The following is a 21681-nucleotide window of genomic DNA, read 5'->3' on the forward strand; positions in this document are numbered from 1 at the left end:
GGGCGTGACCGGTGCGGCAGCGGCGCCCGCTGCCTGCGCCTGCGTCCGTGCCCGGCCCGACCGGCGATGGAGCATGCGTATACCCATGCCCGCATCCTTACGGTCCCCGGGGGCGAGGTGCGCCTCCGCGGGGGCCACGCGGGTGACGGGTCCTCCGAGGGTTGGGCGGGGGGTTTCTGTTGCCGGGGAGGTGTGCCGACCGGGGTGAGAGGCGGGCGGTGCCCTGCGGGCGGCCCGGGAGGGGTGTGCGGTTGGTTCGGCACCGCCGGGATGCGCCGTGGTGGGTGCGCGCCGTTGCGGCGGAGAGACGAGGCAAGCTCGGACGAACGGCTCACCTCGTGTCACCGCCGCACCGCCGGAGGCTAGTGCGCTGCCGACTCCCAGTCCGGCCCCACGCCCACCGAGACGTCGAGCGGCGCCCGGAGGTGTACCGCGCCCGCCATCTCGTGGCGGACGAGTTCTTCCGTGGCCGCTCGTTCGCCGGGGGCGATCTCCAGGACGATTTCGTCGTGGACCTGGAGGAGCATGCGGGACTTGAGGTCGGCCTCGCGCAGGGCGGTGTCCACCTTGAGCATGGCCATCTTGACGATGTCCGCCGCGGTGCCCTGGATGGGGGCGTTGAGCGCCATCCGCTCGGCGGCCTCTCGGCGTTGGCGGTTGTCGCTGTTGAGGTCGGGGAGGTAGCGGCGGCGCCCGAAGAGGGTCGCCGTGTAGCCCGTGGCCCGCGCCTCGTCGACCGCGCGGCGCAGATAGTCCCGTACGCCGCCGAAGCGCTCGAAGTACGTGTCCATCAGGACCCGTGCCTCGCCCGCGTCGATGTTGAGCTGCTGGGAGAGGCCGAACGCGGAGAGGCCGTAGGCGAGGCCGTACGACATCGCCTTGATCTTGCGGCGCATCTCCGCGTCCACCGCCGAGCCCTCGACGGAGAACACCTGGGAGGCGACCGTGGTGTGCAGGTCCTCGCCCGAGTTGAACGCCTCCAACAGACCCTCGTCCTCGGAGAGATGGGCCATCACGCGGAGTTCGATCTGGCTGTAGTCCGCGGTCATGAGCGATTCGAAGCCTTCGCCCACCACGAAGCCCCGGCGGATCGCCCTGCCCTCGTCCGTGCGGACCGGGATGTTCTGCAGGTTCGGGTCCGTCGACGACAGACGGCCCGTCGCCGCGACCGTCTGGTTGAACGTGGTGTGGATACGGCCGTCCGTCGCGATCGTCTTGATCAGGCCCTCGACGGTGACGCGCAGCTTCGCCTGTTCGCGGTGGCGGAGCATGATGACCGGCAGTTCGTTCTCGGTCTGGTTGGCGAGCCAGGCCAGGGCGTCCGCGTCGGTCGTGTAGCCGGTCTTCGTCTTCTTGGTCTTGGGCAGGCCGAGTTCGCCGAAGAGGACTTCCTGTAGCTGCTTGGGCGAACCGAGGTTGAACTCGTGTCCGGCTGCCGCGTGCGCCTCCTTCACCGCCTGCTGCACGGCGCCGGCGAACATCTGCTCCATGGCTTCGAGGTGCGCCTTGTCGGCCGCGATGCCGTACCGCTCCAGGCGGGCCAGCAGGATCGAGGTGGGCAGCTCCATGTCACGGAGCAGGTCCGCCGCGCCGACCTCCTGGAGGCGCTCCCCGAAGGCGTCGCCCAGGTCGAGGATCGCGCGGGCCTGCACCATCAGGGCGTCCGCCTCGGCGCCGTCGTCCGCGCCGAAGGCCAGCTGCCCGTCGGCCGTGGCGGCGGGGGCCAGCTCGCGGCCGAGGTACTCCAGGGACAGCACGTCCAGGTCGAAGGAGCGGCGGCCGGGCTTGACCAGGTAGGCGGCGAGCGCGGTGTCCATGGAGATGCCGGCGATGGTCCAGCCGTGCTCGGCGAAGACCCGCATGGCGCCCTTGGCGTTGTGGAACACCTTGGGTCGGTCGGCGTCGGCCAGCCAGGCCGCGAACGCGTTCTCGTCGCTCTCGTCCAGTTCGGCGGGGTCGAACCAGGCGGCCGGTCCCCCGGCGGTGGCGAGCGCGACCTCTGTCACCGAACCGGAGCCGAGCGTCCAGGTGTCGACGGTGGCGACGCCGAGGGGCTCGGTGCCGTAGTCGGCCAGCCAGCCGGTCAGTTCGCCGGTGCCGAGGACCGAGCCGTCGACCGCGACACCGCTCTCGGCGGGCGGGGTCGCGTCGGCCTCCTCGTTGCCCGGGTCTACGGCCAGGAGTCGCTCGCGCAGCGAGGGGTTGCGGATCTCCAGGGTGTCGAGAACCATCGCGAGGGCCGTGCGGTCGTACGGAGCGCGCTCCAGGTCGACGACCGTCTTGGGCAGTTCGACGTCCTTGACCATCTCGGTCAGGCGGCGGTTGAGCTTGACGGCGTCCAGGTGGTCGCGGAGGTTCTGTCCGGCCTTGCCCTTGACCTCGTCGACGCGCTCGACCAACTCGGCGAACGAACCGAACTGGTTGATCCACTTCGCGGCGGTCTTCTCGCCGACGCCGGGGATGCCCGGGAGGTTGTCGGACGGGTCGCCGCGCAGGGCCGCGAAGTCGGGGTACTGGGCGGGCGTCAACCCGTACTTCTCGACGACCTTCTCCGGAGTGAACCGGGTCAGCTCGGAGACGCCCTTCGTCGGGTAGAGCACCGTGGTGTGCTCGGACACCAGTTGGAAGGAGTCCCGGTCGCCGGTGACGATCAGCACGTCGAAACCCTCGGCCTCGGCCTGGGTGGCGAGCGTGGCGATGACGTCGTCGGCCTCGAAGCCGTCGACCGCGAACCGGGAGACATGCATCGTGTCGAGCAGCTCGCCGATCAGCTCGACCTGCCCCTTGAACTCGTCCGGGGTCTTGGAGCGGTTCGCCTTGTACTCGGTGAACTCCTCGGAGCGCCAGGTCTTGCGGGACACGTCGAAGGCCACCGCGAAGTGCGTCGGCGCCTCGTCACGCAAGGTGTTGGCCAGCATCGACGCGAAGCCGTAGATCGCGTTCGTCGGCTGGCCCGTCGCGGTCGTGAAGTTCTCCGCGGGCAGCGCGAAGAACGCGCGGTAGGCCAGCGAGTGCCCGTCCATCAGCATCAGCCGTGGACGGTCTCCGCCGGAGGTCTTGTCGGTCTTCTTCGATGCTGTTTCTGCCACGACCCCGATCCTGCCACGCCCCACTGACAGTCGGGGTCACGGTCGTCGCGTCGGACGGCGTGGCCGGGAGGCACGGCGGTCGCGTGAGAGGTGGCCGGAGTCTCCGTCGCGGCGGCGGACGCGGTCGAACGCACCCCTGCCCGCCGCAGCGAGGAGCCGGACAAGCCCACCCCGTCCCACCCCACGCCTCGCACACAGACCGAAACCATTGAGCCCACGAACCGACCTCGGCGTTGTCGGTGCCGCGTGCGAGGATCGGAGATCTAGTGCACATGTGCCAGCGAAGGAGGGCCCGCGATGGCCACGAAGCCGCCCAAGGGCGATCCGGTCCAGGACGCCCCGCAGGTCACCGAGCCGAAGCATGCCGCGGCCGGCCTCCCGGCGATCGGGCACACGCTGCGCATCGCCCAGCAGCAGATGGGTGTGAAGCGCACCGCGCTGACGCTGCTGCGGGTCAATCAGAAGGACGGCTTCGACTGCCCGGGCTGCGCCTGGCCGGAGCCGGACCACCGGCACGCGGCGGAGTTCTGCGAGAACGGCGCGAAGGCGGTCGCCGAGGAGGCCACCCTGCGCCGGGTCACCCCCGAGTTCTTCGCCGCCCATCCGGTGGCCGATCTCGCGACCCGCAGCGGCTACTGGCTGGGGCAACAAGGGCGTCTCACGCACCCCATGTATCTCCCCGAAGGGGCCGAGCGCTACGAACCGGTCACCTGGGAGCGTGCCTTCGACATCGTCGCCGAGGAGATCGCCGCCCTCGGCTCGCCCGACGAGGCGCTCTTCTACACCTCGGGCCGCACCAGCAACGAGGCCGCGTTCCTGTACCAGTTGTTCGCGCGGGAGCTCGGCACCAACAACCTGCCGGACTGCTCGAACATGTGCCACGAGTCGTCCGGTTCCGCGCTGAACGAGACAATCGGCATCGGCAAGGGCAGCGTCCTGCTGGAGGACATCTACCAGGCCGACCTGATCGTCGTCGCCGGCCAGAACCCGGGCACCAACCACCCGCGCATGCTCTCCGCCCTGGAGAAGGCCAAGGCCAACGGCGCGAAGATCATCAGCGTCAACCCGCTGCCCGAGGCGGGCCTGGAGAAGTTCAAGAACCCGCAGACCCCGCAGGGCATGCTCAAGGGCGCCGCCCTCACCGACCTGTTCCTGCAGATCCGCATCGGCGGCGACCAGGCCCTCTTCCGCCTCCTCAACAAGCTCGTCCTTGAGACCGAGGGTGCCGTCGACACGGAGTTCGTGCGCGAACACACCCACGGCTACGAGGAGTTCGCCGCCACCGCGCGGGACGCCGACTGGGACGAGACGCTCCTCGCGACCGGGCTGACCCGCCCGGAGATCGAGAAGACCCTGGAGATGGTGCTCGCCTCCGAGCGCACCATCGTGTGCTGGGCGATGGGCCTCACCCAGCACAAGCACGCCGTGCCGACCATCCGCGAGGTCGTCAACTTCCTTCTGCTGCGCGGCAACATCGGCCGCCCGGGCGCGGGCGTGTGCCCGGTGCGCGGCCACAGCAACGTCCAGGGCGACCGCACCATGGGCATCTTCGAGCGCCCCGCGCCCGCGTTCCTGGACGCCCTGGAGAAGGAGTTCGGCTTCGCCCCGCCGCGCGAGCACGGCTACGACGTGGTCGCCGCGATCCGGGCCCTGCGCGACGGCGACGCGAAGGTGTTCTTCGCGATGGGCGGCAACTTCGTGTCCGCCTCCCCCGACACCGAGGTCACCGAGGCGGCCATGCGGCGCGCCAGCCTCACCGTGCACGTGTCGACGAAGCTGAACCGCTCGCACGCCGTCACGGGCGCGCGTGCCCTCATCCTGCCCACCCTGGGACGCACCGAGCGCGATCTCCAGGGCGGCGGCGAGCAGTTCGTGACCGTCGAGGACTCGATGGGCATGGTGCACGCCTCGCGCGGCCGGCTGGAGCCCGCGAGCAAGGATCTGCTGTCCGAGACGGCCATCGTGTGCCGCCTCGCCCGCCGCGTCCTCGGCGAGGAGTCCCGCACGCCCTGGGAGGAGTTCGAGAAGGACTACGCGACGATCCGCGACCGCATCGCGCGCGTGATCCCCGGATTCCAGGACTTCAACAAGCGTGTCGCGCACCCCGGCGGCTTCGCACTCCCGCACGCCCCGCGCGACGAACGCCGCTTCCCCACGGCCACCGGAAAGGCCAACTTCACGGCCGCGCCCGTCGAATACCCCGAACTCCCCGAAGGGCGCCTGCTGTTGCAGACGCTGCGCTCTCACGACCAGTACAACACCACGATCTACGGCCTCGACGACCGCTACCGGGGCATCAAGAACGGCCGCCGGGTCGTCATGGTCCACCCCGAGGACGCCGACCGGCTGGGGATCGCCGACGGGTCGTACGTCGATCTGGTCGGCGAGTGGAAGGACGGCGTGGAGCGGCGGGCGCCCGGCTTCCGGGTGGTGCACTACCCGACCGCGCGGGGCTGCGCCGCCGCCTACTACCCCGAGACCAACGTTCTGGTCCCGCTGGACGCCACCGCCGACACCAGCAACACCCCGGCCAGCAAGTCCGTCGTCGTACGTCTGGAACAATCGGCGACCGACTGAGCGTTTGCTCAGCCGACCGTCAGGTCCATCCAGTCAGGCGAGAGACGAACGGAGCCGGTCCCATGGGCGAGCAGCAGCGAGGGAAGTTCCCGCAGGAAGTCATCGACGAGTACGCGGCACTCGGCATCGACCTGGTCGCCCTGTTCTCGGGGGGCCACCTCGGCACGCGCATGGGCGTCGAGATCGTGGAGGCGTCCGCCGAGCGCGTCGTCGGCACCATGCCGGTGGAGGGAAACACCCAGCCCTACGGACTGCTGCACGGCGGCGCGTCCGCCGTGCTCGCCGAGACCCTCGGCTCCCTGGGGTCCATGCTGCACGGCGGCAGCACGAAGATCGCCGTCGGCGTCGACCTGAACTGCACCCACCACCGCGGCGCCCGCTCCGGCCTGGTCACCGGCGTGGCCACACCCGTGCACCGGGGCCGCTCGACGGCGACGTACGAGATCGTGATCAGTGACGAGGAGGGGCGACGGGTGTGCAGTGCGCGGCTGACCTGTCTGCTGCGGGACGTGAAGCCCGGCGCCGCCGCCTGACCCGACGCGCGCCGTGGCCGTGATCAGCCTTCCCCAACCCCGTCCGCTCCCCTACCGTTTCCCCATGAGGCTGGCGCCATGAGTGGTATCGGGCCCGTCGAGCCCGTCGACTCGCCCGAGACGGACGCGAGCTACGACATCATCGGCGGCGATTCGCCGCGCCTGAGCGACCGTTGGCACTCCCTGACGCCGCGGGCGCGCAAAGCCACCCTCGCGGCAGGCGTGATCGCCCTGGCGGCGACGGGAGTCGTGCTGCTGCCGCGGAGCCACACACCCCGCCCGGCCCCGCCGCAGCTCGCGCCCTGGCCGGCCAACGTCACCCAATGGCGGTACCTCGGACTCGCCCAGACCACCGACTTCCCCACCGCCAGCGGCTTCTTCCGCTTCGCCGTGTCCGTCAACACCGGACCTCCCGTCACCCTGCGCGTCACCGGCGCCGCCTTCGACGGGCTCACCGCCCAGGCCACGCCCGAACCGTCCTTCACCGTCAACGCCGGGGCAACACGCCGCATCACGGTAGAGGTAACCGTTTCCGACTGTTCCGGCCTGCCCCTGAATGCCGACCTTCCCTTTCTGGACGTAACGCTGCGTAACACGCGCGCAATACAACACAACAGTTTCATCTTCGGGAGCGCCTACTCCAAGGACCTTTCCCGACTTCTCCATGCCGCCTGCGACGCGACAAACGCCAGGCCAGGCCCACAACCAAGCGGAAGTGCACGTTCTCAAAATGTGGACTGAGGGGAAATTCCGCCAAAACGGCTGAGACCCTCCTTCCGTGAAGGTCGCCAACCGGCACGTCATAACAAGAAAGTCACAAGCCAGCGCACGACGATGCTCATGCCCTCACACCGGGCTTAGAGTCACGGCCAGTCACCGCTCCATCGGGAGTTCGGTACCAGCGCAGCACCCGCAGCCCCCACAGGGGCGACTGTGCCTGCGGAAAGGACAGATTGTGCGACAGCGTTCTCTGGTGATTCTTACCTCCGTTCTCACCACCGGAGCTCTGACCCTCACCGCCTGCGGCTCCCGGGACAACAGCAAGAGCAGTAGCGACAGCTCTGGCACCACCGTCACCATCGGAGTCGACGCCCCGCTGACCGGCGACCTGTCAGCACTGGGTCTGGGCATCAAGAACTCGGCCGACCTCGCCGTCAAGACGGCCAACAAGACCAAGGCCGTCGACGGCGTCACCTTCAAGCTCGTCGCCAAGGACGACCAGGCACAGGCCTCCTCCGGCCAGCAGAACGCCTCCGCCCTCGTCGCCGACAAGAGCGTCCTCGGTGTCGTCGGCCCCCTGAACTCCTCCGTGGCCCAGTCCATGCAGAAGGTCTTCGACGACGCCAAGCTGGTCGAGGTCTCCCCGGCCAACACCAGCCCGGACCTGACCCAGGGCGCCAACTGGCAGACCACGAAGGTCCGCCAGTTCAAGTCGTACTTCCGCACCGCGACCACGGACGCCATCCAGGGCCCGTTCGCTGCCGAGTACGTCTACAACACGGCGAAGAAGAAGAAGGTCTTCGTCATCGACGACAAGAAGACCTACGGCGCCGGCCTCGCCGCCACCTTCACCGAAGAGTTCAAGAAGCTCGGCGGCACCGTCGTGGGCACCCAGCACATCAACCCCGACACCAAGGACTTCTCCTCGGTCGCCACCCAGGTCAAGAACTCCGGCGCCGAAGCCGTCTACTACGGCGGCGAGTACCCGCAGGCCGGCCCGCTCAGCAAGCAGATCAAGGCCGCGGGCGCCAACATCCCGCTCGCCGGCGGCGACGGCATCTTCGACCCGGCCTTCATCAAGCTGGCCGGCACCAACAGCACCGGTGACCTCGCCACCTCCGTCGGCGCGCCCGTCGAGACCCTCGACTCCGCCAAGAAGTTCGTCGCCGACTACAAGGCCGCCGGCTACTCCGAGCAGTACGGCGCCTACGGCGGCTACTCCTACGACTCGGCCTGGGCCATCATCCAGGCCGTGAAGTCGGTCGTCGACGCCAACAACGGCAAGCTGCCCTCGGACGCTCGTGCCAAGGTCACCGCCGCCATGCAGAACGTCTCCTTCGACGGAGTGACCGGCAAGGTCTCCTTCGACGAGTTCGGTGACGCCACCAACAAGCAGCTCACCGTCTACGCCGTCAAGAACGGTGCCTGGGCGGCCGTCAAGTCCGGCACCTTCACCGGCTGACCCTCCCGCACCACTCACGAGCCGCGCGGGGCGCTGTTCCACAGGCGCCCCGCGCGTTCTCACATCCGGCCCCATCCGTCGAAAGCATCCGAAATAGTCTCGGAGGACATGCGGTGAACGAACTGCCGCAGCAGCTGGTCAACGGCCTGCTACTGGGATCCATGTATGGGCTGGTCGCCATCGGCTACACGATGGTCTATGGCATCGTCCAGCTCATCAACTTCGCCCACGGCGAGATCTTCATGACCGGAGCGTTCGGCGCTCTGACGGTCTACACGTACGTGCTGCCCAACGGCACGTCCATGTGGATCGCCCTGCCGCTGATGCTCATCGGCGCCATCATCGTCGCCCTAACGGTCGCCGTGGGAGCGGAACGGTTCGCCTACCGCCCCCTGCGAAACGCCCCCCGCCTCGCCCCGCTCATCACCGCCATCGGCCTCTCGCTCGCCCTCCAGCAGGCGGTCTGGGCCTGGTACCCCGACGCGAAGTCGGCCCGGACCTTCCCCCAGATCGACGGCGGCCCCTTCAACTTCGGCGACATCACCATCCAGACCGGTGACATCTTCCTGCTCGCCGCCGCACCCATCAGCATGGCCGTCCTCGCCTACTTCGTCATGAAGACCCGCACCGGACGCGGCATGCAGGCCACCGCCCAGGATCCCGACACCGCCAAGCTCATGGGCATCAACACCGACCGCATCATCGTGGTCGCCTTCGCCCTCGGTGCCACTTTCGCCGCCATCGGAGGCGTCGCCTACGGTCTCAAGTACGGCGAGATCAACTTCCGAATGGGCTTCATCCTCGGCCTCAAGGCCTTCACCGCGGCCGTCCTCGGCGGCATCGGCAACATCTACGGCGCCATGATCGGCGGAATCGTCCTCGGCGTCGCCGAGACCCTCGCCTCCGCCTACATCGCCAACATCCCCGGCATGGAGCAGTTCGGCAGCCAGTCCTGGGCAGACGTATGGGCCTTCGTGCTCCTCATCCTCGTGCTCCTCTTCAGGCCCCAGGGCCTGCTCGGCGAGCGCGTCGCGGACAGGGCGTGACACCGATGACCACACAGACCACCGCACCCAAGACCCCGGACACCCCCGCCGAGGCCCCCCAGAGCGGCCTCATCGGCATCCCCCCGCACATCGCCCGCGTCCTCACCACCGCCGGCGCCGTACTCACCGTCATCTCCACGTTCATGTCGTGGACCTGGACCTCCGACTTCCCCGGCGACCTCACCGTCTACGGCTACCCGGGCGGCCTGCAGATCCTCGTCCTCATCGGCGGCGCCCTCACGACCCTCTTCGCCCTGGCCGCCCACGGCATCAAGGGCCTGCGCCACGTCGTCCCCGCCGGCGGCTACGCGGCCCTCAGGTTCGCCGCCCTCGCCACCTTCGCCACCGCCTGGTACACGGTCATCGCCATCAGCGACGAACTCGGCGGCGTCGTCAACCTCGACCCCGGCGCCTTCATCGTCGCCATCGGCACCCTCGCCGCCCTCGTCGGCGCCCTGGCCCTCCCCTTCGAGAAGCCCACGCCCGACCCGATCGACCCCGACGACACCTCCTGGGAGAAGTTCAAGAACGACGCCTCCCACAAATGGGAGACCGTCAAGGCAGCCTTCGCCGCCGGCTCCCCCCGCCCCGTCGGCAAACTCCCGGCCTCCGTCGAAATCCTCGTCATCGTCGCCGTCATGGCCCTGGGCCTGCTGGTCTTCACCTACGGCATCGGCACCCAGTACGACGAACTCTTCATCGGCTTCCTCATCACCGCCGGCTTCTGCTTCGCCGCCCTCAACAAGGCCGGCCTCGTCGCCCAGGCCACGCAGATCACCGGACGGCACCAGAACATCACCGTCTTCGGCGCCTTCATCGCCGCCGCCCTCTTCCCCTTCACCCAGACCGACGACCAGTACGCGACCATCGGCGTCTACATCCTGATCTTCGCCACCGTCGCCCTCGGCCTCAACATCGTCGTCGGCCTCGCCGGCCTCCTCGACCTCGGCTACGTCGCCTTCCTCGGCGTCGGCGCCTACGCCGCGGCCCTCGTCTCCGGCTCCCCCAGCTCCCCCTTCCACGTGCACTTCCCGTTCTGGGCCGCCGCCCTCGTCGGAGCAGCCGCCTCCCTCGTCTTCGGCGTCCTCATCGGGGCCCCCACCCTGCGCCTGCGCGGCGACTACCTCGCCATCGTGACGCTCGGCTTCGGTGAGATCTTCCGCATCACGGCCAACAACCTGGACGGAACCTCCGGCCCCGACCTCACCAACGGCTCCAACGGCATCTCCTCGATCCCGAACCTGAACATCCTCGGCTTCGACCTCGGTGCCCCCCATGACGTCGCCGGCTTCACCATCGGCCGCTTCGCCAACTACTTCCTGCTGATGCTGATCATCACGGCCATCGTCGTCCTCGTCTTCCGACGCAGCGGCGACTCCCGCATCGGCCGCGCCTGGGTCGCCATCCGCGAGGACGAGACAGCCGCCCTCGCCATGGGCATCAACGGCTTCCGCGTCAAACTCATCGCCTTCGCCGTCGGCGCCTCCCTCGCCGGCCTCGCCGGCACCGTCCAGGCCCACGTGACCTACACCGTCACCCCCGAGCAGTACCAGTTCGCCGGGCCCATTCCACCCAACTCGGCCTTCCTGCTCGCCGCCGTCGTCCTCGGCGGCATGGGCACCATCGGCGGCCCCCTCATCGGCGCCTCCCTGCTCTACCTCATCCCCAACAAGCTGCAGTTCCTCGGGGACTACCAACTCTTCGCCTTCGGCGTCGCACTCATCCTCCTGATGCGCTTCCGACCCGAGGGCCTCGTCGCCAACCGGCGCCGCCAACTGGAATTCCACGAAGAGGCCGAAGCACCCACAGTCCTCAGCAAGACAGGGGCCTGACCACACATGACTACCGACACCACCACCCAGGGCAGCACACCGGGCGCCAACGCCCCCGGCCAGGTCGTCCTCGACGCCCGCGGCGTGACCATGCGCTTCGGCGGCCTCACCGCCGTACGCAACGTCGACCTCACCGTCAACAGCGGCGAAATCGTCGGCCTCATCGGCCCCAACGGCGCCGGCAAGACCACCTTCTTCAACTGCCTCACCGGCCTCTACATCCCCACCGAGGGCGAAGTCCGCTACAAGGACAACGTCCTGCCCCCCAAGTCCTTCAAGGTCACCGCAGCCGGCATCGCACGGACCTTCCAGAACATCCGTCTGTTCGCCAACATGACGGTCCTGGAGAACGTCCTCGTCGGCCGCCACACCCGTACGAAGGAAGGCTTCTGGTCCGCCGTCCTGCGCGGCCCCGGCTTCCACCGCGCGGAAAAGGCCTCCCGTGAACGCGCCATGGAACTCCTTGAGTTCATCGGCCTCGACGCCAAAGCCGAACACCTCGCCCGCAACCTCCCCTACGGGGAACAGCGCAAGCTTGAGATCGCGCGAGCGCTGGCCAGCGAACCAGGCCTGCTGCTGCTGGACGAACCGACCGCCGGCATGAACCCGCAGGAGACACGGGCGACGGAGGAACTCGTCTTCGCCATCCGCGACATGGGCATCGCCATCCTCGTCATCGAGCACGACATGCGGTTCATCTTCAACCTCTGCGACCGCGTAGCCGTACTCGTCCAAGGCGAAAAACTCGTCGAAGGCGACAGCGCCACCGTCCAGGGCGACGAACGCGTCATCGCCGCCTACCTCGGAGAGCCCTTCGAAGGCGCCCCCGGCGCCGAAGAAGCCGCCGAGGTCGATGCCGCCGAGGCGCACTCCGACACCACGACGGACGCCGCGCCCGGCAAGGAGAACGACCGATGACCGCACTGCTTGAGGTCGAGGACCTCCGCGTCGCCTACGGCAAGATCGAAGCCGTCAAGGGAATCTCCTTCAAGGTCGAAGCCGGCGAGGTCGTCACCCTCATCGGCACCAACGGCGCCGGCAAGACCACCACCCTGCGCACCCTCTCCGGTCTGCTCAAGCCCGTCGGCGGCCAGATCAAGTTCGACGGCAAGTCCCTGAAGAAGACCCCTGCCCACCAGATCGTCTCCCTCGGCCTCGCACACTCCCCCGAGGGGCGGCACATCTTCCCCCGCATGACGATCGAGGACAACCTCCGACTGGGCGCGTTCCTCCGCAGCGACAAAGCCGGCATCGACAAGGACATCCAGCGCGCCTACGATCTCTTCGCCATCCTCGGAGAGCGTCGTAAGCAGGCCGCGGGAACCCTCTCGGGCGGCGAGCAGCAGATGCTGGCGATGGGCCGCGCGCTCATGTCCCAGCCGAAACTGCTGATGCTGGACGAGCCGTCCATGGGCCTCTCCCCGATCATGATGCAGAAGATCATGGCGACGATCGTGGAGCTGAAGGCGTCGGGCACGACGATCCTCCTCGTCGAGCAGAACGCCCAGGCGGCACTCTCCCTCGCCGACCACGGCCATGTCATGGAGGTCGGCAACATCGTCCTCTCCGGCTCGGGCGAGGACCTGCTGCACGACGAGTCGGTACGGAAGGCGTACCTCGGCGAGGACTGAGTCGTCGCCTTTCGCCTGCATTTCTACGACGAGGCCCGCGCCCCCGAAGCTGGGGGCGCGGGCCTCGTCGTAGTCACTGCCGTGGCTGTCAGCCCTTCGAGGACTTCTTCTCGTCGGCGTCCTGGATGACCGCCTCGGCGACCTGCTGCATCGACATCCGACGGTCCATCGACGTCTTCTGGATCCACCGGAACGCGGCGGGCTCGGACAGCCCGTACTCGGTCTGCAGGATCGACTTCGCGCGGTCGACCAGCTTGCGGGTCTCCAGCCGCAGGGTGAGGTCGGCGACCTCCTGCTCCAGCTGCTTCAGCTCCGTGAAACGTGAGACGGCCATCTCGATCGCCGGTACGACGTCACTCTTGCTGAACGGCTTCACGAGGTACGCCATCGCACCGGCGTCCCTGGCCCGCTCGACGAGGTCGCGCTGCGAGAAGGCGGTGAGCATCAGTACGGGCGCGATGCCCTCCTCGGCGATCTTCTCGGCTGCGGAGATGCCGTCCAGCTTGGGCATCTTCACATCGAGGATCACGAGGTCGGGCTTGTGCTCACGGGCCAGCTCGACGGCCTGCTCACCGTCACCGGCCTCACCGACGACGGTGTACCCCTCTTCTTCGAGCATCTCTTTGAGATCGAGCCGGATCAGGGCCTCGTCCTCGGCGATGACGACACGGGTCGTCAGCGGAGGCACGTGCGACTTGTCGTCGTCGGGCGCGTCTACGGGCTGGGGCGACTCGGGGGCGGTCACGGGGGCTCCTCGTTCAGGGCGGGGTGCTGCTCCCAAGAGCGTACCTAGCTGCGGTAAGGTGGTCGGGCAGCGGGTCGAGGTAAACCTTCGATTCGTTAGGCCCCGGTAGCCCAATCGGTAGCAGGCAGTGCTCTCAAACAGCATCCAGTGTGGGTTCGAGTCCCACCCGGGGCACTTTTCCTTAGGTTCGAAGGTCGGATCATAAAAGCGGAGTTTCACGTTCGCGTGAACCTCCGCTTTTTGTTGCGCGTCGCGACGATCACTCACACAGAGTGCGCACATTTTCTCTCATGGCACGCAGGTGCGACAGCAGGCCCTGATGTTGCTGCGCGACGGCGCGAAGAATGCGGACGTGGCTCGTCAGTTCAACATCCCACTCGGCACCATCAGTTACTGGAAACACGTGGACCGCGCGAAGCGGGGCGAGTGCCCAGGGCGCATCCCCCCTCAATGCCCCCGATGCGACGGAGCGCTGGACCTTCCGGCCTACTCCTACCTTCTCGGCCTCTACCTGGGCGACGGCCACATCATCCAGAACCGCGCCATGCGATCACCCAGCCTGTCGATCACATGCGCCGACGCACATCCCGGACTCATGGACGAGTGCGAGAAAGCCATGCGCTCGGTGTTCCCCGGAAACTCCGTTTGCAGAGTCCGGCGGAAGGGGTGCCACGAGGTGAAGCTGTACTCCATGCACCTGTGGTGCCTCTTTCCCCAGCACGGCCCCGGCAAGAAACACGACCGCCGAATAGCCCTCGAACTCTGGCAGCAGGACATCGTCGACGCCCACCCCTGGGAGTTCATCCGGGGCCTCATCCACTCCGACGGCTGCCGCATCACCAACTGGACGACTCGCATCGTCGCCGGTGAGCGCAAGCGCTACGAATACCCCCGATATTTCTTCACCAACAAGTCCGACGACATCCGGAAACTCTTCACCGACACCCTCGATAAGGTCGGCGTCGGATGGACCACCCTGGCCCGCGGCAGCGACCCTTTCGATATCTCCGTCGCCCGCAAAGCCTCAGTAGCCCTAATGGATACCCACGTAGGCCCCAAACACTGACCCCCCGCCGCTACTTGGGACTGTCATCCTCGCCGACATGGTGCACACGGACGAGGTTGGTCGAGCCGGCCACCCCGGGCGGTGAACCCGCGGTGATGACGACGATGTCGCCCTTCTGGCAGCGGCCGTACTTGAGGAGGAGTTCGTCGACCTGGTCGACCATCGCGTCGGTGGAGTCGACATGGGGGCCGAGGATGGTCTCCACGCCCCAGGTGAGGGTGAGTTGGGCGCGGGTGGCCGGGTCGGGGGTGAAGGCCATCACGGGGATGGGGGACCTGTAGCGCGACAACCGCCGTACCGTGTCGCCGGATTGGGTGAAGGCCACCAGGTACTTCGCGCCGAGGAAATCGCCCATCTCGGCGGCGGCCCGGGCGACCGCGCCGCCCTGGGTGCGGGGCTTGTTGCGTTCGGTCAGTGGGGGCAGGCCCTTGGCGAGGATGTCTTCCTCCGCCGCTTCGACGATGCGGGCCATCGTGGTGACGGTCGCGATGGGGTAGTTGCCGACGCTGGTCTCGCCGGACAGCATCACCGCGTCCGTGCCGTCGATGACCGCGTTCGCCACATCGGAGGCCTCGGCCCTTGTCGGGCGGGAGTTCTCGATCATCGAGTCGAGCATCTGGGTGGCGACGATGACCGGCTTGGCGTTGCGCTTGGCCAGTTTGATCGCGCGCTTCTGGACGATCGGGACCTGTTCGAGGGGCATTTCGACGCCGAGGTCGCCGCGGGCCACCATGATGCCGTCGAAGGCGGCGACGATGTCGTCGATGGCCTCGACCGCCTGGGGTTTCTCGACCTTGGCGATGACGGGGAGGCGGTGGCCTTCCTCGTCCATGATGCGGTGGACGTCGTCGATGTCCTTGCCGCTGCGGACGAAGGACAGGGCGATCACGTCGAAGCCGGCGCGCAGCGCCCAGCGGAGGTCGGCCTCGTCCTTGTCGGAGAGGGCGGGGACGGAGACGGCAACTCCGGGGAGGTTGAGGCCCTTGTGGTCGGAGACCATGCCGCCTTCGACGACCTTGGTGTGGACGCGGGGGCCGTCGACGGAGGTGACTTCGAGGCAGACCTTGCCGTCGTCGACGAGGACGCGTTCACCGGGGGTGACGTCGGTGGCGAGGCCCGCGTAGGTGGTGCCGCAGGACTGGCGGTCGCCTTCGGCGCCGTCTTCGACGGTGATGGTGAAGGTGTCTCCGCGTTCAAGGAGTACGGGGCCTTCGGTGAATCGGCCGAGTCTGATCTTCGGGCCTTGAAGGTCGGCGAGCATTCCGATGCTGCGGCCGGTCTCTTCAGCGGCCTTTCGGACCCGCTGGAAGCGCTCCTCGTGTTCGGCGTGGGTGCCGTGGCTGAGGTTGAAGCGGGCTACGTCCATTCCGGCTTCGACCAGGGCTTTGATCTGGTCGTACGAGTCGGTGGCGGGGCCCAATGTACAGACGATTTTTGCTCGGCGCATGGTTTGAGCCTAGGCCTTACCGGCGGGTAGGGAATTGGCCGTGCATGACTACTCAACAACCTTTGGGTGAAGGGTTATTGACAAGGCTTGAATGTGCGGTGTGGTGCTCCAATGAGCGTTCGAATCGGTGAATTCCGGGGTCGGGTCACAGGGTCGGGGGTGCCATGGTGAAGCGGGCGTTGACCTGGGCGTAGACGTGTTGCCGTTGGGGTTCGAGGTCGAGGGGTGCGGCGGCGGTGTCCTCGGCGGCTGCGCCCGCGAGGGACATGGAGCGCATACGGCGCTGGGGGGATCCGTAGGTCTCGGCGTTCTCGGCGCCGATGTCGGCGAGTTCCACCAGGGCGGCGAGGGTGGTGCCGAGTGCTTCGGCGTATTCCCGTGCGCGTTGGACGGCTTCGCGTACGGCTTGCTGGCGGGCCTGGCGGTGGACGGGCGAGTCGGGTCGGAGCGCCCACCAGGGGCCGTCGACGCGGGTGAGTTCGAGGTCGGCGAGGCGGGTGGTGAGTTCGCCGAGGGTAGTGAAGTCGGCGAGTTCGGCGGTGATGTGGACTCTGCCGTGGTAGCGGTGGACGCGTTCGCCGCGGCCGTGCTTGGTGAGTTCGGGGGTGATGGAGAAGCCGCCGGTTTCGAGGCGTTCGACGGCTTCGCCGTAGCTCTTGACCAGGTCGAGGACGGTGGCGTTGCGGCGGGTGAGGTCGTCGAGGGCGGTGCGGCGGTCGGTGCCGCGGGCGGCGACGGTGATGCCGATGCGGGCGATCTCGGGGTCGACTTCGAGGCGGGCTTCGCCGCGGACGGCGATGCGGGGTGCGTCGGGGGTGCCGTAGGGGACGGCGGGTTGGGGTTCGTCCGTGGCGGGGGTGGTCATACGTCCCACTCTGTCAGTTGTGGCGTCTTCTGGTCATCAGATCGAAACCTGCGGAGCCTGTCGCTTCCAGTAAGAAGCGAGTAAGAATCTACGCGCGTCGTTGACCGTTTCCCGAGGAGAGCCAGACATGCCCTTGAACCGCCGGAAGTTCCTGAAGAAGTCCGCTGTGACGGGTGCGGGGGTGGCGCTGGCCGGTGCGGCGGCGGCTCCGGCGGCGCAGGCCGCGGAGAAGAAGCCGGGCAAGCACCCGAAGCGGTACTCGCTGACCGTGCTGGGCACGACGGACCTGCACGGGCATGTCTTCAACTGGGACTACTTCAAGGACGCGGAGTACGCGGACGCCAAGGGCAACGCCATGGGTCTGGCGCGGGTGTCGACCCTGGTGAACCAGATCCGCCAGGAGAAGGGGCGGCGGAACACGCTGCTGCTGGACGCGGGCGACACGATCCAGGGCACCCCGCTGACGTACTACTTCGCGAAGGTGGACCCGATCACCGCCAAGGGCGGTCCTGTGCACCCGATGGCGCAGGCGATGAACGCGATCGGGTACGACGCGGCGGCGCTGGGCAACCACGAGTTCAACTACGGCATCGAGACGCTGCGGAAGTTCGAGGACCAGTGCCGTTTCCCGCTGCTCGGCGCGAACGCGCTGGACGCGAAGACGCTGAAGCCGGCTTTCCCGCCGTACTTCATCAAGACGTTCCGTGTGCCGGGTGCGCCGCCGGTGAAGGTGGCGGTCCTCGGGCTGACGAACCCCGGTATCGCGATCTGGGACAAGGCGTATGTGCAGGGGAAGTTGACGTTCCCGGGGCTTGAGGAGCAGGCGGCGAAGTGGGTGCCGAAGCTGAAGTCGATGGGGGCGGATGTCGTTGTCGTGTCGGCGCACTCCGGGTCGTCGGGGACGTCGTCGTACGGTGACCAGCTGCCGTACGTGGAGAACTCGGCGGCGCTGGTCGCGCAGCAGGTGCCCGGGATCGACGCGATCCTCGTGGGCCACGCGCACGTGGAGATCCCGGAGTTGAAGGTCACGAACACGGCGACGGGGAAGACGGTCGTGCTGTCCGAACCGCTGTGCTACGCCGAGCGGTTGAGCGTGTTCGACTTCGAGTTGGTCTTCGAGAAGGGCCGTTGGACCGTCGAGTCGGTGGCGGCCTCGCTGCGGGACGCGAAGACGGTCGCGGACGATCCGAAGATCACGCGGTTGCTGAAGGACGAGCACGCGCTGGTCGTGGAGTACGTCAACCAGGTGGTCGGCACGGCGACGGCGACGCTGACGACGGTGGACGCGCGGTACAAGGACGCGCCGATCATCGACCTGATCACCAAGGTCCAGGAGGACGTGGTGAAGGCGGCGTTGGCGGGGACGTCGTACGCCTCGCTGCCGGTGATCGCGCAGGCGTCGCCGTTCTCGCGGACGTCGGAGATCCCGGCGGGCGAGGTGACGATCCGCGATCTGTCGGGTCTGTACGTGTACGACAACACGCTCGTCGCCAAGCTTCTGACGGGTGCTCAGGTGCGGGCGTACCTGGAGTACTCGGCGGAGTACTTCGTGCAGACGGCGGCGGATGCCGTTGTGGACACGGAGAAGCTGACGAACGCGAACGGCCGGCCGGACTACAACTACGACTACGTGTCGGGGTTCTCGTACGAGATCGACATCGCGCAGGCGGCCGGGTCGCGGATCAAGAACCTCACCTACAACGGGGCGGCGCTGGACGACGCGCAGCAGTTCGTGCTTGCGGTGAACAACTACCGGGCGAACGGCGGCGGTGCGTTCCCGCATGTGGCGTCGGCGACCGAGGTGTGGGCGGAGTCGACGGAGATCCGGACGCGGATCGCGGAGTGGGTGACCGCGAAGGGTGTGCTGGATCCGGCGGACTTCGCTTCGGTGGACTGGAAGTTGACGCGGAACGGGACGCCGGTTTTCTAACGCGTTCGGTTTTCTGAGGGGTCCGGCGGTTCTGGTTGCCGCCGGGCCCCTTTCTAGCGTCCTTCGACGAGTGGGGTGAGGGTGCGGGTGGCCTGGCGGGCCGTGGGGATCTGGGTCTGGGGGTCAAGACCGAACGTGGTGAAGGCCGTTCGGCCGGGGAGGGGGTAAGGCTCCTTGCCCGTGAGGGAGTTGAGGATGGTGGCGCTGCGCCAGGCGGCGAGGCCGAGGTCGGGGGCGCCGACGCCGTGGGTGTGGAGTTCGGCGTTCTGGACGTAGACCTGGCAGCCGGCGCCGGTGACGGAGGGGTCGAGGACGAGCCTGAACTGGTCGTCGATGCGCGGGCGTTCGGCGCTGTCGCGGCGCAGGTAGGGGTCGAGTCCGGCGAGGATGCGGCCGAGGGGGCGCTCGCGGTAGCCGGTGGCGAGGACGACGGCGTCGGTGGTGAGGCGGGAGCGGGTGTTCTGCTGGACGTGTTCCAGGTGGAGTTCGACCTTGGTGGTGGCGATGCGTCCTGCGGTGCGGACGCGGACGCCGGGGGTGAGGACGGCGTCGGGCCAACCGCCGTGCAGGGTACGGCGGTAGAGCTCGTCGTGGATGGCGGCGATGGTGTCGGCGTCGATGCCCTTGTGGAGTTGCCACTGTGCGGTGACGAGGCGGTCGCGGACGGGCTCGGCGAGGGCGTGGAAATAGCGGGTGTAGTCGGGGGTGAAGTGCTCCAGGCCGAGCTTGGAGTACTCCATGGGGGCGAAGGCCTCGCTGCGGCCGATCCAGTGGAGTTTCTCGTGTCCTGCGGGGCGGTGGCGGAGCAGGTCGAGGAAGACTTCGGCGCCGCTCTGTCCCGATCCGATGACGGTGATGTGCTCGGCGGCGAGAAACGTTTCGCGGTGGGCGAGGTAGTCGGCGGCGTGGATGACGGGGACGCCGGGGGCTTCGACGAGAGGCCTGAGCGGGTCGGGGACGTAGGGGGCGGTGCCGACGCCGAGGACGATGTTCTTGGTGTAGGTGCGGCCGAGGGCTTCGGCCTCTCCGTCGCTGTCGAGCTGGGTGAAGTCGACCTCGAAGACGTCGCGTTCGGGGTTGAAGCGGACGGCGTCGACCTGGTGGCCGAAGTGGAGTCCGGGGAGGCTGTCGGCGACCCAGCGGCAGTAGGCGTCGTATTCGGCGCGCTGGATGTGGAAGCGCTCGGCGAAGTAGAAGGGGAAGAGGCGGTCGCGGGCCTTCAGGTAGTTGAGGAAGGACCAGGGGCTGGCGGGGTCGGCGAGGGTCACCAGGTCGGCGAGGAAGGGGACTTGGACGGTGGCGCCGTCGATGAGGAGGCCCGGGTGCCAGTCGAAGCCGGGGCGCTGTTCGTAGAAGGCGGTGTCGAGTTCGGTGAGGGGGTGGGCGAGGGCGGCGAGGGAGAGGTTGAAGGGGCCGATGCCGATGCCGACCAGGTCGCGGGGTGGATCGGGTTCGTGGCGTGGGGGGTTGGGGGTCTGGGGGTGACCCGTCGGGGGGTGGCTCATCGGGGGGTGTGTCCTTCCACCAGTTTCAGGAGGGCGGCCAGGTCGTCGGGCCGGGTGTGGGGGTTGAGGAGGGTGGCCTTGAGCCAGAGCCGGCCGTCGAGCGCGGCCCGGCCGAGGACGGCCCGTCCGTCGTGGAGGAGTTGTCGGCGTACGGCGGCCACGGCTTCGTCGGTGGCTTCGGCGGGCCGGAACAGGACGGTGCTGATGACGGGTGGGTCGTAGAGCTCGAAGCCGGGGTGGTTGTGGACCATGGCGGCGAACTCCCGTGCGCGGGCGCAGACTTGGTCGACGAGGGTGCCGAGTCCGGTGCGGCCGAGGGTTTTCAGGGTGACGGCGATCTTGAGGACGTCGGGGCGTCGGGTGGTGCGCATCGAGCGGCCGAGGAGGTCGGGGAGTCCTGCTTCGGTGTCGTCGTCGGCGTTGAGGTAGTCGGCGCGCTGGGTGAGGGCGGCGAGGTCGCGGGGGTGGCGTACGGCGAGGAGGCCGGCGGCGACGGGCTGCCAGCCGAGTTTGTGCAGGTCGAGGGTGACGGTGTGGGCGCGGTCGAGGCCGGCGAGTTTGTCGCGGTGGCGGTCGCTGAAGGTGAGGCCTCCGCCGTAGGCGGCGTCGATGTGGAGGCGGGCGCCGTGGGCGGCGCACAGTCCGGCGATCTCGGGCAGCGGGTCGATGAGGCCGGCGTCGGTGGTGCCTGCGGTGGCGGCGACCAGGACGGAGCCGCGGGGTCCGGGCAGTGCGGTGAGGGCCTCATCGAGGGCGGCGGGGTCGAGGGTGCCGGCCGGGGCGGGGACGACGACGGGGTCGGGCAGTCCGAGGAGCCAGGCGGCGCGGGGCAGGGAGTGGTGGGCGTTGCTTCCGCAGACCAACTGCACGGTGCCGCCGTGGGCTTCGCGGGCGAGCAGCAGGGCGAGTTGGTTGGCTTCGGTGCCGCCGCTGGTGACGAGCGCGTCGGCGAGGCCGATCTCGTGGGCGAGGGTGCGGGTGACGAGGGCTTCGAGGGCGGAGGCTGCGGGGGCCTGGTCCCAGGAGTCGAGGGACGGGTTCAGCACGCTGACGGCGAGGTCGGCGGCGGTGGCGACGGCGAGCGGCGGGCAGTGCAGGTGCGCCGCGCAGAGCGGGTCGGCGGGGTCGGCGGCGCCTTCCGCGAGGGCGTGCACGAGGGTGCGCAGGGCGGTCTGGTCGCCGTCTTCGGGGAGTACATCCCCTACGGCGTCCCTGAGGCGGGCGGCGACCGCG

16 protein-coding genes and 1 tRNA gene are annotated in these 21681 nt (G+C 68.4%); 11 read left to right on the forward strand and 6 right to left on the reverse strand.

Annotated elements, in window-relative coordinates; genetic code table 11:
• Window positions 1-362: 362 nt before the first annotated feature.
• Window positions 363-3089 (reverse strand): DNA polymerase I, encoded by a 2727-nt coding sequence (gene polA / locus R6V09_RS18045; RefSeq protein ID WP_317882433.1) that lies wholly within the window; start codon window positions 3087-3089, stop codon window positions 363-365.
• Between the two features lie 297 nt (window positions 3090-3386).
• On the opposite strand from polA, the gene R6V09_RS18050 reads away from it, so the two are divergent.
• The 8 genes from R6V09_RS18050 (at window position 3387) to R6V09_RS18085 (ending at window position 12890) form a co-directional block, all read left to right on the forward strand.
• Window positions 3387-5666, forward strand: coding sequence for an FdhF/YdeP family oxidoreductase (locus tag R6V09_RS18050; RefSeq protein ID WP_317882434.1), 2280 nt, complete (start codon window positions 3387-3389; stop codon window positions 5664-5666).
• A 62-nt stretch (window positions 5667-5728) separates the two neighbouring features.
• Entirely contained in the window at window positions 5729-6199 is a 471-nt protein-coding gene (locus R6V09_RS18055) for a PaaI family thioesterase (protein WP_317882435.1), read from the forward strand.
• Between the two features lie 78 nt (window positions 6200-6277).
• Window positions 6278-6940: a hypothetical protein gene (locus R6V09_RS18060; RefSeq protein ID WP_317882436.1), complete on the forward strand. Its 663-nt coding sequence runs from the start codon at window positions 6278-6280 to the stop codon at window positions 6938-6940.
• 214 nt (window positions 6941-7154) lie between these two features.
• Window positions 7155-8381 carry a branched-chain amino acid ABC transporter substrate-binding protein gene (locus R6V09_RS18065; protein WP_317882437.1) on the forward strand — a complete coding sequence of 409 codons (1227 nt, stop codon included), beginning with the start codon at window positions 7155-7157 and terminating at the stop codon, window positions 8379-8381.
• Window positions 8382-8494: 113 nt separating this feature from the next.
• Window positions 8495-9427 carry a branched-chain amino acid ABC transporter permease gene (locus tag R6V09_RS18070; RefSeq protein WP_317882438.1) on the forward strand — a complete coding sequence of 311 codons (933 nt, stop codon included), beginning with the start codon at window positions 8495-8497 and terminating at the stop codon, window positions 9425-9427.
• 5 nt (window positions 9428-9432) lie between these two features.
• Window positions 9433-11259, forward strand: a complete 1827-nt coding sequence (locus R6V09_RS18075; protein ID WP_317882439.1) for a branched-chain amino acid ABC transporter permease — start codon at window positions 9433-9435, stop codon at window positions 11257-11259.
• A 6-nt stretch (window positions 11260-11265) separates the two neighbouring features.
• Entirely contained in the window at window positions 11266-12177 is a 912-nt protein-coding gene (locus R6V09_RS18080) for an ABC transporter ATP-binding protein (RefSeq protein WP_317882440.1), read from the forward strand.
• Window positions 12174-12890, forward strand: a complete 717-nt coding sequence (locus R6V09_RS18085; RefSeq protein WP_317882441.1) for an ABC transporter ATP-binding protein — start codon at window positions 12174-12176, stop codon at window positions 12888-12890. The genes R6V09_RS18080 and R6V09_RS18085 overlap by 4 nt, the downstream gene beginning before the upstream one ends.
• Before the next feature lie 88 nt (window positions 12891-12978).
• On the opposite strand, the gene R6V09_RS18090 is transcribed toward R6V09_RS18085, so the two are convergent.
• Window positions 12979-13635, reverse strand: coding sequence for an ANTAR domain-containing response regulator (locus tag R6V09_RS18090; protein WP_019062225.1), 657 nt, complete (start codon window positions 13633-13635; stop codon window positions 12979-12981).
• 99 nt (window positions 13636-13734) lie between these two features.
• Between R6V09_RS18090 and R6V09_RS18095 the strand changes: the two genes are divergently transcribed.
• A tRNA-Leu gene (locus R6V09_RS18095) sits at window positions 13735-13809 on the forward strand.
• A gap of 145 nt (window positions 13810-13954) precedes the next feature.
• Window positions 13955-14701, forward strand: coding sequence for a helix-turn-helix domain-containing protein (locus tag R6V09_RS18100; protein WP_442810082.1), 747 nt, complete (start codon window positions 13955-13957; stop codon window positions 14699-14701).
• A gap of 10 nt (window positions 14702-14711) precedes the next feature.
• Here R6V09_RS18100 and pyk read toward each other — a convergent pair whose 3' ends face one another.
• Together pyk and R6V09_RS18110 are read right to left on the reverse strand one after the other, a co-directional pair.
• Window positions 14712-16148 (reverse strand): pyruvate kinase, encoded by a 1437-nt coding sequence (pyk, locus tag R6V09_RS18105; RefSeq protein WP_317882442.1) that lies wholly within the window; start codon window positions 16146-16148, stop codon window positions 14712-14714.
• 145 nt (window positions 16149-16293) lie between these two features.
• Window positions 16294-17013 (reverse strand): SIMPL domain-containing protein, encoded by a 720-nt coding sequence (locus R6V09_RS18110; protein WP_317882443.1) that lies wholly within the window; start codon window positions 17011-17013, stop codon window positions 16294-16296.
• A gap of 127 nt (window positions 17014-17140) precedes the next feature.
• Here R6V09_RS18110 and R6V09_RS18115 point away from each other — a divergent pair, with 127 nt between their 5' ends.
• Window positions 17141-18943: a bifunctional metallophosphatase/5'-nucleotidase gene (locus R6V09_RS18115; RefSeq protein ID WP_317882444.1), complete on the forward strand. Its 1803-nt coding sequence runs from the start codon at window positions 17141-17143 to the stop codon at window positions 18941-18943.
• A gap of 53 nt (window positions 18944-18996) precedes the next feature.
• Here R6V09_RS18115 and R6V09_RS18120 read toward each other — a convergent pair whose 3' ends face one another.
• Window positions 18997-20448: a lysine N(6)-hydroxylase/L-ornithine N(5)-oxygenase family protein gene (locus R6V09_RS18120; protein WP_317882445.1), complete on the reverse strand. Its 1452-nt coding sequence runs from the start codon at window positions 20446-20448 to the stop codon at window positions 18997-18999.
• The coding region (locus tag R6V09_RS18125; RefSeq protein ID WP_317882446.1) for a pyridoxal phosphate-dependent decarboxylase family protein at window positions 20445-21681 on the reverse strand (1237 nt) is incomplete at its 5' end. The genes R6V09_RS18120 and R6V09_RS18125, both read right to left, overlap by 4 nt.

The sequence above is a fragment of the Streptomyces sp. W16 genome (assembly GCF_033194735.1).
Classification (GTDB): Bacteria; Actinomycetota; Actinomycetes; order Streptomycetales; family Streptomycetaceae; genus Streptomyces.